The following is a 12,424-nucleotide window of genomic DNA, read 5'->3' as shown; positions in this document are numbered from 1 at the left end:
TTTGCTTGTTTGATAGCGGGTCGCTCGGTTGCCGCAAACCGTCCGTCGGGATAAATCCCGGCGATGGAAGAACTGCATCTGACCCAGCTGGGACGGGACGTCCGGGGCTTCGACAGCCCGGAGACCGCGGTCCTTGAGCGCGTCCCCAATCCGCAGAGCGACACGCTCTATCTGGCGCGGTTCACGGCGCCTGAGTTCACCTCGCTCTGCCCGGTGACCGGCCAGCCTGATTTCGCGCACTTGGTCATTGACTATGCGCCTGGCGACTGGCTGATCGAATCGAAGTCCTTGAAGCTGTACCTCGGTTCGTTCCGCAACCATGGCGCGTTTCACGAGGACTGCACGGTCGCTATCGGACGCAAGATCGTCGAGATCGCCGCGCCGCGCTGGCTGCGCATCGGCGGCTATTGGTTTCCGCGCGGAGGGATTCCGATCGACGTTTTCTGGCAAAGCGGCCCGGCGCCGGAGGGTCTTTGGGTTCCCGATCAGGGTGTCGCCACGTATCGCGGGCGCGGCTGACCAGCATCCTTGGATGCTCCGGGCCGGTAATCCTGGTCCGGACGGTTGACGGATATGGGTCGGTCCGCCGCCTGACAGTATTCATTCCGCCGAATACATCGCAATGGTTGTAGTTCTGGCGGCTCTTGAACCTGCAGCCGCCTCCGGCCGCGTGACCGAGAGGCGCGATTGACTAGCGGGTCGGTCCGCCGCGTGATATAAGGACCGTGCCCATCTCTCCTCGGGCGTGTCACATCAGGCCGGGCAGCGGGCCATCGCTGTCCGGCCGCCGTGATTCTTGGGCCCGAGTCTCTGGCGCAGCGCCGTCGGGCTACGGTTTCCAGACCGAGGTCAACACCGCGCTGTCGGGGCGTTCGCGTTCCATCGGCGGTTCCTTCGCCGTCCCGATGAAGATGAAGCCGGCGACGTTTTCACCCGCATTAAGCCCCAGGACGGACTTGGCCTCGGCGTCATAGGCGTACCAGTCGGTGATCCAGTTGGCCCCGTAGCCCAGCGCCTGGGCGGCGTAGAGCAGTCCAGTGCAGACCGCGCCGGCCGACAGCACCTGCTCCCATTCCGGAATCTCGTGGGCGCGCGGGGCCGACACCACCGCGATCCCCAGCGGCGGCGTCTTCAGCTTGGCCAGTTTGGCCGCGGCCCGCACGTCGCCGCGCCCTTGGGCCAACGCCTCCAGGCGAGCGGCGTAGGCGGCCTTGTTCTCGCCGCGCAGCACGATGAAGCGCCACGGCGCCAGCTTGCCGTGGTCGGGCGCACGGGCCGCCAGCCGAATCAGCGCGGCGACGTCGTCGTCGCCCGGCGCAGGCTCGGCCAGGGTGACTGCCGAGGCCGAGCGGCGGGTGGCCAGGAAGTTCAGCAGTTCGGGGCAGGGATGCTGGTCGACCGGGGCGCCGAAGGACGGGGCGTCGGGAAGTGCGATGGACAAGACGGGCTTCTCGCTGGGATGAGTGATCGTCAGGCGCCTTTATTGGGGGCCGCGGGCGTGAACTGCAAGGTTAGTTGAGAATATGTCGCAAAAACCGGCGTGGCTGACCGAGCATGGAAAGCCCTGGCTTCGTGGCGAATCCAAGGTCGCCTACGAGAATCCATGGATCAGGATCACCGAGCACGACGCCACGGCGCCGACTGGTGCGGCCGCATTCTACGGCGTGGTCGGATTTAAGAACTACGCCCTGGCGGTGTTGCCGATCGACGAGGACGGCGCGGTGGTGCTGGTCGGGCAGCACCGGTTCCCATTCGCCGACTACAGCTGGGAGATTCCGGAAGGCGGAGGCCCGAAGGACGAGGACCCGCTGGCGGGCGCGCAGCGCGAGCTGGCCGAGGAGGCCGATCTGGCGGCGGGCGACTGGCGTGAGATCCTTCGCGTGCAGCTGTCGAACTCGGTTACGGACGAACTGGCGATCGGCTACCTGGCGACCGACCTGCGTCCGGCCTCCGGGACAGTCCATGCCGACGACACCGAGGACATCGCCATGGTCCGGGTTCCGTTTCGCGAGGCGCTGCAGGCGGCGATCGACGGCCACATCCGCGACGCCTTAACGGTTGCCATGCTGCTTCGGGCATACCACATGGCCCAAGAAGGACTTTTGTCGGCGCCGCTCGCGCGCGCCATGCTAGGATAGGGGACCGCCTTTGGGACGGGAGGAGCCTTTGAGCCAGCGCCTGGAAGTGATCGACCCCTCGGCTGCGCCGCCGGTATGGGCCGCGTTGCGCATGGAATCCGAACGGGCCGCCAAGGCCGAGCCGGCGCTCGCCTCGCTGCTGAACGCCGTGGTGCTCAGCCACGACGACCTGGGCGCGGCGCTGTCGTATCAACTGGCGCGCAAGCTGGGCGATCAGGAGCTGCGGGCCATGAGCCTGCGCGAACTGGCCGACGCGGCCTATCGCGCCGATCCGCGGCTGGTCGAGATCGCCGAATTGGATCTCAAGGCCGTGTTCGAACGCGACCCGGCCTGCAAGGGCTACGTCCAGCCGTTCCTGTTCTTCAAGGGCTTCCAGGCCCTGCAGACCCAGCGCGTGGCCCACTGGCTGTGGCATCAGGGCCGCGAGACCATCGCGCACTATCTGCAGAGCCGGATGTCCGAGATCTTCCAGGTCGACATCCACCCGGCGACCAAGATCGGCTCGGGGGTGTTCATCGACCACGGCACCGGCATCGTCATCGGCGAGACCGCAGTGATCGGCGACGACGTCTCGCTGCTGCAGGGCGTGACGCTGGGCGGCACCGGCGCCGAACGCGGCGACCGCCATCCGAAGATCGGCAAGGGCGTTCTGCTGGGCGCCGGCGCCAAGGTCCTCGGCAACATCACCATCGGCGACTACGCCAAGGTCGCCTCCGGCTCGGTGGTGCTCAAGCCCGTGCCGCCGCATTGCACGGCGGCCGGCGTGCCGGCCCGGCTGGTCAACTGCCCGACCTGCGAGGAGCCGGCGCGCAGCATGGACCACACCTTGGCCGAGGCGGTCTACGACTACGTCATCTGAGGCGCGGGCTGCTCGGCGCCGTAGGCCCGGCGCAGCAGGACGAACGCCGCGACCGTGCCCAACAACGAAACGGCGATCGCCGCCGACAGCGGCGCGCCGGCCCAGATGAGGCCGGCGGCCAGCAGGCAGGCGCTAGCCCCGCCGGCGTCCCAGCCGCCCTCGGCGGCGATGTGGAAGCGCAGCACGCACGGCGAGCGCTTCGAGAGGTTGTAGACCGCGGTCATCATGGTCGGCGTGTAGAGCCCGACGACGACCGCGCCGGCGGCGTTGGCCAGGATCGCGGTGGCCGGATGCAGATAGGCTCCGGTCCGCGCCAGGATCGTCGCCGCCATCACACCGCAGGCCAACCACACGGCGCGCCGGCCATGTCCGGCGTCGATGAACCGCCCGAGCACCAGGCCGCTGGTCACCCCGACGATTGCGGCGAAGGCCATGGCCCCGCCGAAGGCCGTGAAGCTCTCCTTCAGGGCGCTGAACAGCGCGATCTGCCAGACGAAGACATAGCCCATGGCGGTCCAGCCGTCGGCGGCGAACAGCAGCACCCCGGGGATGGCTGCGCGCAGGGCGTTCGGGGCCTCGTCGGCGATCGCCACATTGGGCGTCCACAGCAGCGGCGCGGCCGAGAGGATCAGGACCAGGCAGGTCGCCCCGAATGCGAAGCGCGGCCCTAGCGTCACCAGGGCCCAGCCCGTCAGCAGGGGCGCGGCGATGCCGACCAGCGCCGAGGCGGCCTCGCGGGCGCTGATCTGGTGGCCGCGATGCTCGGCGTCGCCCAGCGAGGCGAAGTAGGCGTGATAGGCGGTCCAGTAGAACGTGTCGCCGACCGACGAGAACGCGCAGAGCGCGAATAGCGGCCAGCCAACGCCGTGCACCTCGGCCAGCAAGGGGTACTGCATCGCGTTGATGATCGTCCCGACGATCACCAGCGGCTTCAGGCCGAAGCGGCGGCCCAGCGGCAGGATCGCCGGCCGGATCAGGAAGCGGCCGATCAGGATGGCGGCCATCGCCGTCAGCACCCCATGCGCCGGGACGCCGGCCTTCAGCAGGAAGGCGGCGAAGAACGCGCCGCCGCCGCTGAGCGCGAGGGCGTGGATTCCATAGTGCAGATTGAGCAGATTGACGGTGGTGTTGCGGAAGAAGGCCATGGGTCTGTCCGGAAGGCGCGCGTCGAGCGGCGCAGGTCAGGACCTGCGCGGGCGGATGGCGGTTCAGGACGGAATCAGACGGCCACTGGGCGGTTCTCTCGGCTCTCCCGCGAACGCGGTTATTCAGTCTAGGCCTCTGGCGGAGCAGGGCTCAAGTCGCTTCGATCTCGGCGAGGCTGATGCGATAGGCGCCGTCCAGCCAGGCTACGATCTCGCGGGCGGCCGGATGGTCGAAGCCGGCATAGCGCGGCCGCATGCGGCTCATGTTCTCTTGCGTCAGCCGGTCGAGGCCGAAGCCCTGGAACTGGGTGATGTTGCGCTCCACCGCCGCGGCGAGGTCGGCGCCCAGCACCTGGCAGGCGGCGTCCTGGAAGGCGCGGACATATTCGTAGGCCTCGCCCTGGGCATAGCTCCGCGCCAGGGTGATCGCCGGGATCAGCGACAGCGTCGGTTGCAGGGCGGGGTTGACGGCGTGGCCGGCGATCTGGGCCCCGATGCTGGCCGGCCGCCCGGTGAAGCCGCGCAGATGCAGGAACGGCGACATCAACGGCCCGTCGTTGACCGGATAGTTGTCCCACAGCAGCGGCTTGCGGCGCAGCTGGCGGCCGACCCGTTCCAGGTGCCCGGGGCTGAACTCGCGCGCGCAGACCTCCTCGCCGGTCCAGAACACTTCGATGGCGGAGTCGAGGCCTGCGCCGAGGTCCTCGAGATAGTTCTCCGGCCGCTGGCCGAACACGCGGTCGAGGATCGAGTCGTCAGTGTAGTAGGACGGGCAGACGATCACCCGGCGCGCCGTGGTCCGCTCGGCGATCCAGTGGACGATGTCGACCTGGCTGGCGGCCAGGTTCGGCAGATCGCCGCGCATGTCGTCGAACAGGATGGCCAGGTCGTCGAGGCCGAGCGCGTCGAGCTGGGCGAGCTTGGCGGCCAGCGCGTCCTTCGCGGCAGGGCCGAAGTCGCGATAGATCTCGTAGGGGCTGAGGCCGACGCCGAACCGCACCCCGGCGGCGCGGCAGAAGGCGGAAAAGGCCCGCAACTCGGCGGCGGCCTCCTGCGGATGCGGTTCCTGCCAGCGGCGGCGCAGAAAGGCGTCGGCCTTCGGCGCATAGAGGAAGAAGCGGTAGCCGTGCGGGACCAGCGCCTCGACCACCGCGCGCCGCTCGGCCCACGACCACGGCTTGCCGTAATAACCCTCGACCAGTCCCAGCTCGACGTTCGCCACGCGGTCCTCCCCCTCGTTCGGCGGCCAGACTAGCGGGCGCCGGCGCCGCGTCCCCAGCTTTTTCGGACGCAGGCGCTTTGCGGCTCGGCGCAAAACCCTTAGGTTCCCGGCGAAATCTACGAAGGAGCCCAGCGTGCTGGACGAAAAAACTATCCGCCGAGTCGAAGGCCACCTGCGCGGCACCTTCGCCAATGCGCGGATTACGCTGGTCCCCCGCCCCAAGCAGAAGGACTCGGCCGAGGTCTATATCGGCGAAGAGTTCATCGGCGTCGTCTTCGAGGACGAGGACGGCGACGGTTCGTTCATGTTCGAAATGGCCATCCTGGCCGAAGACCTGCCTTAAACGCAGGTCGAGCGCCGGCCCCGGGCTCCGGGGCCGGGCTCTATGACGGCGTCAGAGCACGCCCAGCATCTCGGCCACCAGCGGGTGGCGCACGATGTCGACGTCCTTCAGCCGCACGACCGCGATGTTCGAGATTTCCTCGAAGCGGTCGGCGACCGGGCCCAGGCCCGAGAGCTCCGGCAGCAGGTCCGACTGGGCCGGGTCGCCGGTCACCACCATGGTCGAATGCCAGCCCAGCCGGGTCAGCAGCATCTTCAGCTGCCCGTAGGTGCAGTTCTGCGCCTCGTCGATGACCACGAAGGCGTTGTTCAGCGTGCGGCCGCGCATGAACCCGACCGGCGCGATCTCGATGGCGCCCTCGGCCATCAGCGCCCGCACCCGCTTCATCGACAGCCGGTCCGACAGCGCGTCGTAGAGCGGGCGCAGATAGGGGGCGAGCTTGTCTTCGGCGTCGCCGGGCAGGAAGCCGATCGATTCGCCGGCCTCGACCGCGGGGCGTGACAGGACGATGCGCCCGACGCGCCCGGCCTCCAGCGCCTCCACCGCCTTGGCGATCGCCAGATAGGTCTTGCCGGTGCCGGCCGGGCCGAGCGCCATGACCAGGTTCTTGGCGTCGATCGCGTCCATCAGCGCCTGCTGGCCCGGCGACTTGGCCTTTATCGTCTTGAGATAGGCCTGGTCGCGGTCGTCGTTGTGATGAGCCAAGGGGGACCATGCGCGGTCCACCGGCAGGCGGCGGACTTTCGCGTCATCCTCGAACTGGGCGGCGTCGAACGCGCCTTCGCGCAGTTGTCGCTTCAGAGCTCGCTTGGTCATCTAGGCCTCCATAGGGGCAAGAAAAAAGGGCGACGCCGAAACGGCTCGCCCTCGAGGATCGATGAAGTTCGCAGTGGTGCGGCGGGGCCGCGCGCAACGGCCCGGAGGTCCGTCTTCGGTTCGTGATCCAGGCGGGAAGCCCCGCCGTAGCAAACGCGACACCTTAGTACCCCGCCCCATAACGCAGGCCGCGAACCGGACGCCGACTCGCGGCGTGATGCGGAAGGGCTCTCGCCCCTCTCGAATCGCATCACTAGAATGATGCTAACGCGGTTTCTGAATCCTTAAATGGCTCATTTGATTAAATAAACGGGGTGTACGGATGAGTGTCTACAACTTGGGCGAAGTCGCCCCGCAACTGCCTAAAGAAGATGAATACTGGATCGCGCCGAACGCGGCGGTGATCGGCCGGGTGATTCTCAAGAAGAACGCGTCGGTCTGGTTCGGCGCGACGATCCGCGGCGATAACGACCCGATCACCATCGGCGAGAACTCGAACGTCCAGGACGGCAGCGTCCTGCACACCGACACCGGCTATCCGCTGACCATCGGCGCCAACGTCACCGTGGGCCACAAGGTCATGCTGCATGGCTGCACCATCGGCGACGGCTCGCTGATCGGCATCGGCTCGATCGTGCTCAACGGCGCCAAGATCGGGAAGAACTGCCTGATCGGCGCCAACTGCCTGATCACCGAGGGCAAGGAGATCCCGGACAATTCGCTGGTCATGGGCGCGCCGGGCAAGGTCGTGCGCGAGATTTCCGAAGACCAGGCCAAAGCGCTGGCCGGCGGAGCCATGCACTATGTCGAGAACTGGAAACGGTATCGCGCCGGCCTGCGTCCCGTCGGCTGACGCTTGACCGACGTAGCGGCGCCCACTGAACCCTGGGCGCCGCAGACCGCAAAGGGAAGGGATCCTCGATGGCCTATGAGTTCATCCGCGTGGACCGCGAGGGTCCGATCACCATCGTCACGCTCAACCGGCCGGAGGTGATGAACGCCCTCCATTCGCCGGCCCATTTTGAGCTGGACGACGCCTTCAACGCCTTCGCCGCCGATCCGGACCAGTGGGTCGGCATCGTCACCGGCGCGGGCGATCGGGCCTTCTCGGCGGGCAACGACCTCAAGCACCAGGCCACCGGCGGCGAGATGAAGTCCCCGCCGTCGGGCTTCGCCGGCCTGACCTCGCGCTTCGACCTGACCAAGCCGCTGATCGCCGCGGTCAACGGCGTGGCGATGGGCGGCGGGTTCGAGATCGCCCTGGCCTGCGACCTGATCGTGGCCGCGGACACCGCGACCTTCGCCCTGCCGGAGCCGCGGGTCGGCCTGGCCGCGCTGGCTGGAGGCCTGCACCGCCTGCCGCGGATGATCGGCCAGAAGCAGGCGCTGGGCATGATCCTCACCGGCCGCCGGGTCAGCGCCGCCGAGGGGCAGGTGCTCGGCTTCGTCAACGAGGTCACGCCGCCCAAGGAACTGATGGCCGCCGCCCGCCGCTGGGCCGGCCAGATCTGCGAGCTGTCGCCGATGTCGATCCGCGCCTCGAAGGAGGCCGTCTACAAGGGGCTGGACGAGCCGACCCTGGAAGCGGCGATCAAGGGCCAGAACCGCTATCCGGCGGTCAGCGCGCTGTTCAAGTCAGAGGACTTCGTCGAGGGGCCGATGGCCTTCGCCCAGAAGCGCGCGCCGGCCTGGAAGGGACGCTGAGGCCGCGCCGGCCGTCTCATTGGCGCCTTACGCTGCGACAAGATTTCGCCGTCCTCGCCCTGCCTGGGAGAGTATGGAGGAGTGAGTTTCAGTGGAGGCGTCCCCATGGCAGGCAACACCCGGATCGGCTGCGAGAGACTTCGCGCCAAGGTGACGGACGCAGCTCACGCCGCCTCGCTCATCGCGTCGGGATCGACCGTTGCGATGAGCGGCTTCACCGGCTCGGGCTATCCGAAGGCCGTGCCGATGGCCCTCGCCAGCCGCATCGAGGCCGAGCACGCCGCCGGCCGCAAGTTCCAGGTCCGGGTCTGGACCGGCGCCTCGACCGGGCCTGAACTGGACGGCGCCCTGGCCAAGGCCGACGGCATCGAGTTCCGGCTGCCCTACAATTCCGACCCGATCGCCCGCGAGAAGATCAACCGCGGTGAGATGGAATATTTCGACATGCACCTCAGCCAGGTCGCCCCCATGGCCTGGCAGGGGTTCCTCGGCCCGCTCGACACCGCGGTGATCGAAGTCTCCGGCATCCGTCCTGACGGCTCGTTGATTCCGTCGTCCTCGGTCGGCAACAACAAGACCTGGCTGGACCGCGCCAAGCAGGTGATCCTCGAGGTCAACAGCTGGCAGAATCCGGCGCTGGAGGGGATGCACGACATCTACTACGGCACCGCCCTGCCGCCCGACCGTGTCCCGATCCCGCTGGTGCGGGCCGACGACCGCATCGGCGAGGCCTACTTCCGCTGCGACCCGGACAAGGTCGTGGCCATTGTCGAGACGCAGGCGCCGGATCGCAACCTGCCGTTCGCCGCGCCGGACGGCGTCGCCTCGGCCATCGCCGGCCACGTTCTCGAGTTCTTCGCCCACGAGGTCGCCAAGGGCCGGCTGCCCGCCAACCTGCTGCCGTTGCAGTCGGGGGTCGGCAACATCGCCAACGCCGTGCTGACCGGCCTGGTCGACGGCCCGTTCGAGAACATGACCGCCTATACCGAGGTCATCCAGGACGGCATGCTGGACCTGATCACCGCCGGCAAGCTGCGCATGGCCTCGGCCACCGCCTTCTCGCTGAGCCCCGAAGCGGCCGCTGCGCTCAACGACAACATGGCCTTCTACCGGGACAAGCTGATCCTGCGTCCACAGGAGATCAGCAATCACCCCGAACTGATCCGCCGCCTCGGCTGCCTGGCGATGAACGGCATGATCGAGGCCGACATCTACGGCAACGTGAACTCGACCCACATCATGGGCTCGCGGATCCAGAACGGGATCGGCGGCTCGGGCGATTTCGCGCGCAACGCCTATGTCTCGATGTTCGTCACGCCCTCGACGGCCAAGGGCGGCAAGATCTCGGCGATCGTGCCGCAGGCCAGCCACGTCGATCACATCAACCAGGACGTCCAGGTGATCGTCACCGAGCAGGGCCTGGCCGATTTGCGCGGCCTCTCGCCCAAGCAGAAGGCGGAAGTGATCATCGCCAACTGCGCCCACCCCGACTATCGCCCGGCCCTGGCCGACTACTACGCCCGCGCGCGCCAGCACGCCTACGGCCAGCAGTCGCCGTCGTTGTTGAACGAGGCGCTGTCCTGGCACCAGCGGTTCGTCGAGACCGGTTCGATGCGCCCCTGACCTGTGTCCTGACACGCTGCTGACAGACCCCTGTCAGCAGCCCCTCGCTAGACCGGCGATCCATGACAGGAGGACCGGTGATGAGCGCGGCTCACGACTTCGATTTCAATCACGGCGACTGGGACGTGACGAACCGCCGGCTCAAGGTCCGCGGCGTCGGCTCGGACGATTGGGAGGTGTTTCCCTCCTTCGAGACCGCCCAGCTGCTGATGGACGGCGCGGTTTCGATCGACGAGAGCGACTTTCCGACCAAGGGCTTCAGGGGCATGACCCTGCGGCTCTACGACCCCGGCCAGGATCGCTGGGCCATCTACTGGATCAACTCGAAGGACGGTCAGCTGCAGCCGCCGGTCTACGGTCGCTTCGAGAACGGCCGGGGCGTCTTCGCCGGCGACGATTTCGATGACGGCAATCCGGTGAAGGTGCTGTTCGACTGGAGCGGGACCGACACCGAAACCCCGCGCTGGAGCCAGGCCTTCTCGTACGACGACGGGGCGACCTGGGAGACCAACTGGATCATGGAGTTTCGCCGCCCGGCGCGTTGAAGCTTGGCCGCATGGCGCCGAAACTGCGGCGGGATCAGGCCGCAAGAAAGCCCCACGAATCTAGAACTTACGACGCAGGGAGCGCCCGGAGCGGGATCCCAGTCCCCCCAATCCGGACGGAGGCGTCATGGCTGCGCATATCGACAATTCGCATCGGATCGCCGGGCGCGCGACGTGAACGCCGACACGTTCTCCCTGCCTAAGATCCGGGTGCGCGGGCGCAGCATCATGGCGCTGATCCTGGCGCCGGAAGCCCCGTTCGCGCAGTGGTTTGCGGCGCTGGACCAGCAGCTTCACGCCTCGGCCGGGTTGTTCGATAACCGCCCGATCGTCGTCGATCTTGGCCCGGCCCTGGAGAGCGTCGGGCCCGAGTCGGTGCTGGTCGCGCTCGATGGGATCAGCGCCCGCGGCCTCAAGCTGATCGGCGTCGAGGGGCTGCGCCCGGCCGGGCTCAATGGAACGCCATGGGCGCACCTGCCGACCAATCTGCACGGCAACGTCGCCCGCAAGGCCCGCAGCGACGTGGCGGCCGCGGTCGCGCCCGAGGCCGTCGACGTCCCCGCCGCCTCGCCGGTTTCTCCGTCGCTGCTGATCGACCGGCCGGTGCGCTCCGGCCAGTCGGTGATCTTCGAGGAGGGCGACGTGACCATCGTCGGCGCGGTCGCCTCGGGGGCCGAGGTGCTCGCCGGCGGTTCGATCCACGTCTACGGCGCGCTGCGGGGCAGGGCGATCGCCGGCCTGCGGACCGGCGCCGAGGCCCGCATCTTCTGCCGCCGGCTCGAGGCCGAGCTGGTCGGGGTCGATCACTTGTATCGGACGGCCGAGCACTGGGGGCCCGACCTCCATGGCCATGCCGTCCAGGTCCGCTGCGATCGTGGGGCCTTGCGCCTCTCGGCGCTCGGCTAGTTGCGTTGCTCGTCGTGGGGCGAGGGGAAGGAACGGTGAGACATGTCCAAGGTAGTCGTCGTCACGTCGGGCAAGGGGGGCGTCGGCAAGACCACGTCCTCGGCGTCGCTGGGCGCGGCGCTCGCCCAGGCGGGCCAGAAGGTGGTGGTGGTCGACTTCGACGTCGGCCTGCGTAACCTCGATCTGGTCATGGGGGCCGAGCGGCGGGTGGTGTTCGACCTCGTCAATGTCGTCCAGGGCGACGCCAAGCTGGCCCAGGCCCTGATCCGCGACAAGCGGGTCGAGACGCTCAGCCTGCTGCCGGCCTCGCAGACCCGCGACAAGGACGCCCTGACCGAGGAAGGTGTCGGGCGGGTCATCGAAGATCTGCGCGAACAGTTCGACTGGGTGATCTGCGACAGCCCCGCCGGAATCGAGAAGGGCGCCACGCTGGCCATGCGGTTCGCCGACCTGGCGGTGGTGGTCACCAATCCGGAAGTCTCGTCGGTGCGGGACTCCGACCGCATCATCGGCCTGCTGGACTCCAAGACCCAGCGCGCCGAGAGCGGCGAGCGGATGGAAAAACAGCTGCTGCTGACGCGCTACGACCCGGCCCGCGCGGCCAAGGGCGAGATGATGAGCGTCGAGGACGTGCTGGAGATCCTGGCGATCCCGCTGCTGGGCATCGTCTCGGAAAGCCCGGACGTGCTCAGCGCCTCCAACGTCGGCTGTCCGGTGACCTTGCACAACCCGGTGTCGCCGGCCGCCCAGGCCTATAGCGAGGCCGCGCGGCGGCTGATGGGCGACAATGTCGCCGTCAGCGTGCCCAAGGAACGTCAGAGCTTCATGAGCCGGCTGTTCGGCCGCAAGGCGGTCGCATGAGCCTCCTGAATTTCTTCGGCAAAGGGCGGCGTTCGGCGCCCGTGGCGCGCGACCGCCTGCAGCTGCTCCTGGCCCATGAGCGGGGGCTGGGAGGCGGCGAGGACCTGGCGGCCATCCTTCAGCAGGAGATCCTGGCCGTGATCGCCAAGCACATCCCGATCGACCGCGACCGCGTGGTGGTCAAGCTCGATCGCGGCGATCAGGTCTCGACCCTGGAGATCGACATCGAGATGCCGGAAACCGCGCTGCCGCGGGGCTAGCG

General features: G+C 68.1%; 15 protein-coding genes. 11 read left to right on the top strand and 4 right to left on the bottom strand.

Translation table 11 applies throughout. The annotated features are described in order from the left end of the window. Positions 1 to 63 precede the first annotated feature (63 nt). Positions 64 to 519: a preQ(1) synthase gene (gene queF, locus OUA97_RS03205; RefSeq protein ID WP_267230373.1), complete on the top strand. Its 456-nt coding sequence runs from the start codon at positions 64 to 66 to the stop codon at positions 517 to 519. Positions 520 to 829: 310 nt separating this feature from the next. Here the strand turns inward: queF and OUA97_RS03200 are convergent, their stop codons facing one another. Continuing rightward, positions 830 to 1,441 (bottom strand): nitroreductase, encoded by a 612-nt coding sequence (locus OUA97_RS03200; RefSeq protein WP_267230372.1) that lies wholly within the window; start codon positions 1,439 to 1,441, stop codon positions 830 to 832. 82 nt (positions 1,442 to 1,523) lie between these two features. Here OUA97_RS03200 and OUA97_RS03195 point away from each other — a divergent pair, with 82 nt between their 5' ends. After that, positions 1,524 to 2,138 (top strand): NUDIX domain-containing protein, encoded by a 615-nt coding sequence (locus OUA97_RS03195; RefSeq protein ID WP_267230371.1) that lies wholly within the window; start codon positions 1,524 to 1,526, stop codon positions 2,136 to 2,138. A gap of 28 nt (positions 2,139 to 2,166) precedes the next feature. Next, the gene (gene cysE, locus OUA97_RS03190) at positions 2,167 to 2,997 is read left to right on the top strand and encodes a serine O-acetyltransferase (protein ID WP_267230370.1); all 831 of its coding nucleotides are present in this window, start codon (positions 2,167 to 2,169) and stop codon (positions 2,995 to 2,997) included. Here cysE and OUA97_RS03185 read toward each other — a convergent pair. Together OUA97_RS03185 and OUA97_RS03180 are read right to left on the bottom strand one after the other, a co-directional pair. Then, positions 2,985 to 4,142, bottom strand: a complete 1,158-nt coding sequence (locus OUA97_RS03185) for an MFS transporter (RefSeq protein WP_267230369.1) — start codon at positions 4,140 to 4,142, stop codon at positions 2,985 to 2,987. The two genes, cysE and OUA97_RS03185, sit on opposite strands and share 13 nt — an antisense overlap. 151 nt (positions 4,143 to 4,293) lie before the next feature. Next, complete coding sequence (locus OUA97_RS03180; RefSeq protein WP_267230367.1) at positions 4,294 to 5,364, bottom strand: beta-N-acetylglucosaminidase domain-containing protein; 1,071 nt, start codon at positions 5,362 to 5,364, stop codon at positions 4,294 to 4,296. 136 nt (positions 5,365 to 5,500) lie between these two features. On the opposite strand from OUA97_RS03180, the gene OUA97_RS03175 reads away from it, so the two are divergent. Further along, positions 5,501 to 5,707: a DUF3126 family protein gene (locus tag OUA97_RS03175; protein WP_267230591.1), complete on the top strand. Its 207-nt coding sequence runs from the start codon at positions 5,501 to 5,503 to the stop codon at positions 5,705 to 5,707. A 51-nt stretch (positions 5,708 to 5,758) separates the two neighbouring features. On the opposite strand, the gene OUA97_RS03170 is transcribed toward OUA97_RS03175, so the two are convergent. Next, entirely contained in the window at positions 5,759 to 6,523 is a 765-nt protein-coding gene (locus OUA97_RS03170) for a PhoH family protein (RefSeq protein ID WP_267230366.1), read from the bottom strand. Positions 6,524 to 6,845: 322 nt separating this feature from the next. Here OUA97_RS03170 and OUA97_RS03165 point away from each other — a divergent pair, with 322 nt between their 5' ends. From OUA97_RS03165 to minE, 7 genes are all read left to right on the top strand, one after another. After that, a complete protein-coding gene (locus OUA97_RS03165; RefSeq protein ID WP_267230365.1) occupies positions 6,846 to 7,376 on the top strand; it encodes a gamma carbonic anhydrase family protein in 531 nt (176 codons plus the stop codon). Positions 7,377 to 7,444: 68 nt separating this feature from the next. Next, entirely contained in the window at positions 7,445 to 8,227 is a 783-nt protein-coding gene (locus tag OUA97_RS03160; protein ID WP_267230363.1) for an enoyl-CoA hydratase-related protein, read from the top strand. A 105-nt stretch (positions 8,228 to 8,332) separates the two neighbouring features. Next, positions 8,333 to 9,850: an acetyl-CoA hydrolase/transferase family protein gene (locus OUA97_RS03155; protein WP_267230362.1), complete on the top strand. Its 1,518-nt coding sequence runs from the start codon at positions 8,333 to 8,335 to the stop codon at positions 9,848 to 9,850. Positions 9,851 to 9,930: 80 nt separating this feature from the next. Beyond that, complete coding sequence (locus OUA97_RS03150; protein WP_267230361.1) at positions 9,931 to 10,395, top strand: DUF1579 domain-containing protein; 465 nt, start codon at positions 9,931 to 9,933, stop codon at positions 10,393 to 10,395. Positions 10,396 to 10,569: 174 nt separating this feature from the next. Next, positions 10,570 to 11,301, top strand: a complete 732-nt coding sequence (gene minC / locus OUA97_RS03145) for a septum site-determining protein MinC (protein WP_267230360.1) — start codon at positions 10,570 to 10,572, stop codon at positions 11,299 to 11,301. 42 nt (positions 11,302 to 11,343) lie between these two features. Beyond that, a complete protein-coding gene (gene minD, locus OUA97_RS03140; RefSeq protein ID WP_267230359.1) occupies positions 11,344 to 12,162 on the top strand; it encodes a septum site-determining protein MinD in 819 nt (272 codons plus the stop codon). Then, complete coding sequence (gene minE, locus OUA97_RS03135; RefSeq protein ID WP_267230358.1) at positions 12,159 to 12,422, top strand: cell division topological specificity factor MinE; 264 nt, start codon at positions 12,159 to 12,161, stop codon at positions 12,420 to 12,422. Before minD ends, minE begins: the two co-directional genes overlap by 4 nt. Positions 12,423 to 12,424: the final 2 nt, after the last annotated feature.

The organism is Phenylobacterium sp. 58.2.17, assembly GCF_026411515.1.
Taxonomy (GTDB): Bacteria; Pseudomonadota; Alphaproteobacteria; order Caulobacterales; family Caulobacteraceae; genus Phenylobacterium.
The sequence above is the reverse complement of the archived record's forward strand: the minus strand, read 5'-3'. Positions and strand labels throughout refer to the sequence as shown.

What these genes read in the sequence shown, in the direction of transcription:
- OUA97_RS03150 (WP_267230361.1), top strand. Translation starts at nt 9,931, where the DNA reads ATGAGCGCGGCTCACGACTTCGATTTCAATCACGGCGACTGGGACGTG.
- minE (WP_267230358.1), top strand. Translation starts at nt 12,159, where the DNA reads ATGAGCCTCCTGAATTTCTTCGGCAAAGGGCGGCGTTCGGCGCCCGTG.
- OUA97_RS03170 (WP_267230366.1), bottom strand. Translation starts at nt 6,523, where the DNA reads ATGACCAAGCGAGCTCTGAAGCGACAACTGCGCGAAGGCGCGTTCGAC.
- OUA97_RS03155 (WP_267230362.1), top strand. Translation starts at nt 8,333, where the DNA reads ATGGCAGGCAACACCCGGATCGGCTGCGAGAGACTTCGCGCCAAGGTG.
- minD (WP_267230359.1), top strand. Translation starts at nt 11,344, where the DNA reads ATGTCCAAGGTAGTCGTCGTCACGTCGGGCAAGGGGGGCGTCGGCAAG.
- OUA97_RS03195 (WP_267230371.1), top strand. Translation starts at nt 1,524, where the DNA reads ATGTCGCAAAAACCGGCGTGGCTGACCGAGCATGGAAAGCCCTGGCTT.
- queF (WP_267230373.1), top strand. Translation starts at nt 64, where the DNA reads ATGGAAGAACTGCATCTGACCCAGCTGGGACGGGACGTCCGGGGCTTC.
- OUA97_RS03160 (WP_267230363.1), top strand. Translation starts at nt 7,445, where the DNA reads ATGGCCTATGAGTTCATCCGCGTGGACCGCGAGGGTCCGATCACCATC.
- OUA97_RS03165 (WP_267230365.1), top strand. Translation starts at nt 6,846, where the DNA reads ATGAGTGTCTACAACTTGGGCGAAGTCGCCCCGCAACTGCCTAAAGAA.
- OUA97_RS03185 (WP_267230369.1), bottom strand. Translation starts at nt 4,142, where the DNA reads ATGGCCTTCTTCCGCAACACCACCGTCAATCTGCTCAATCTGCACTAT.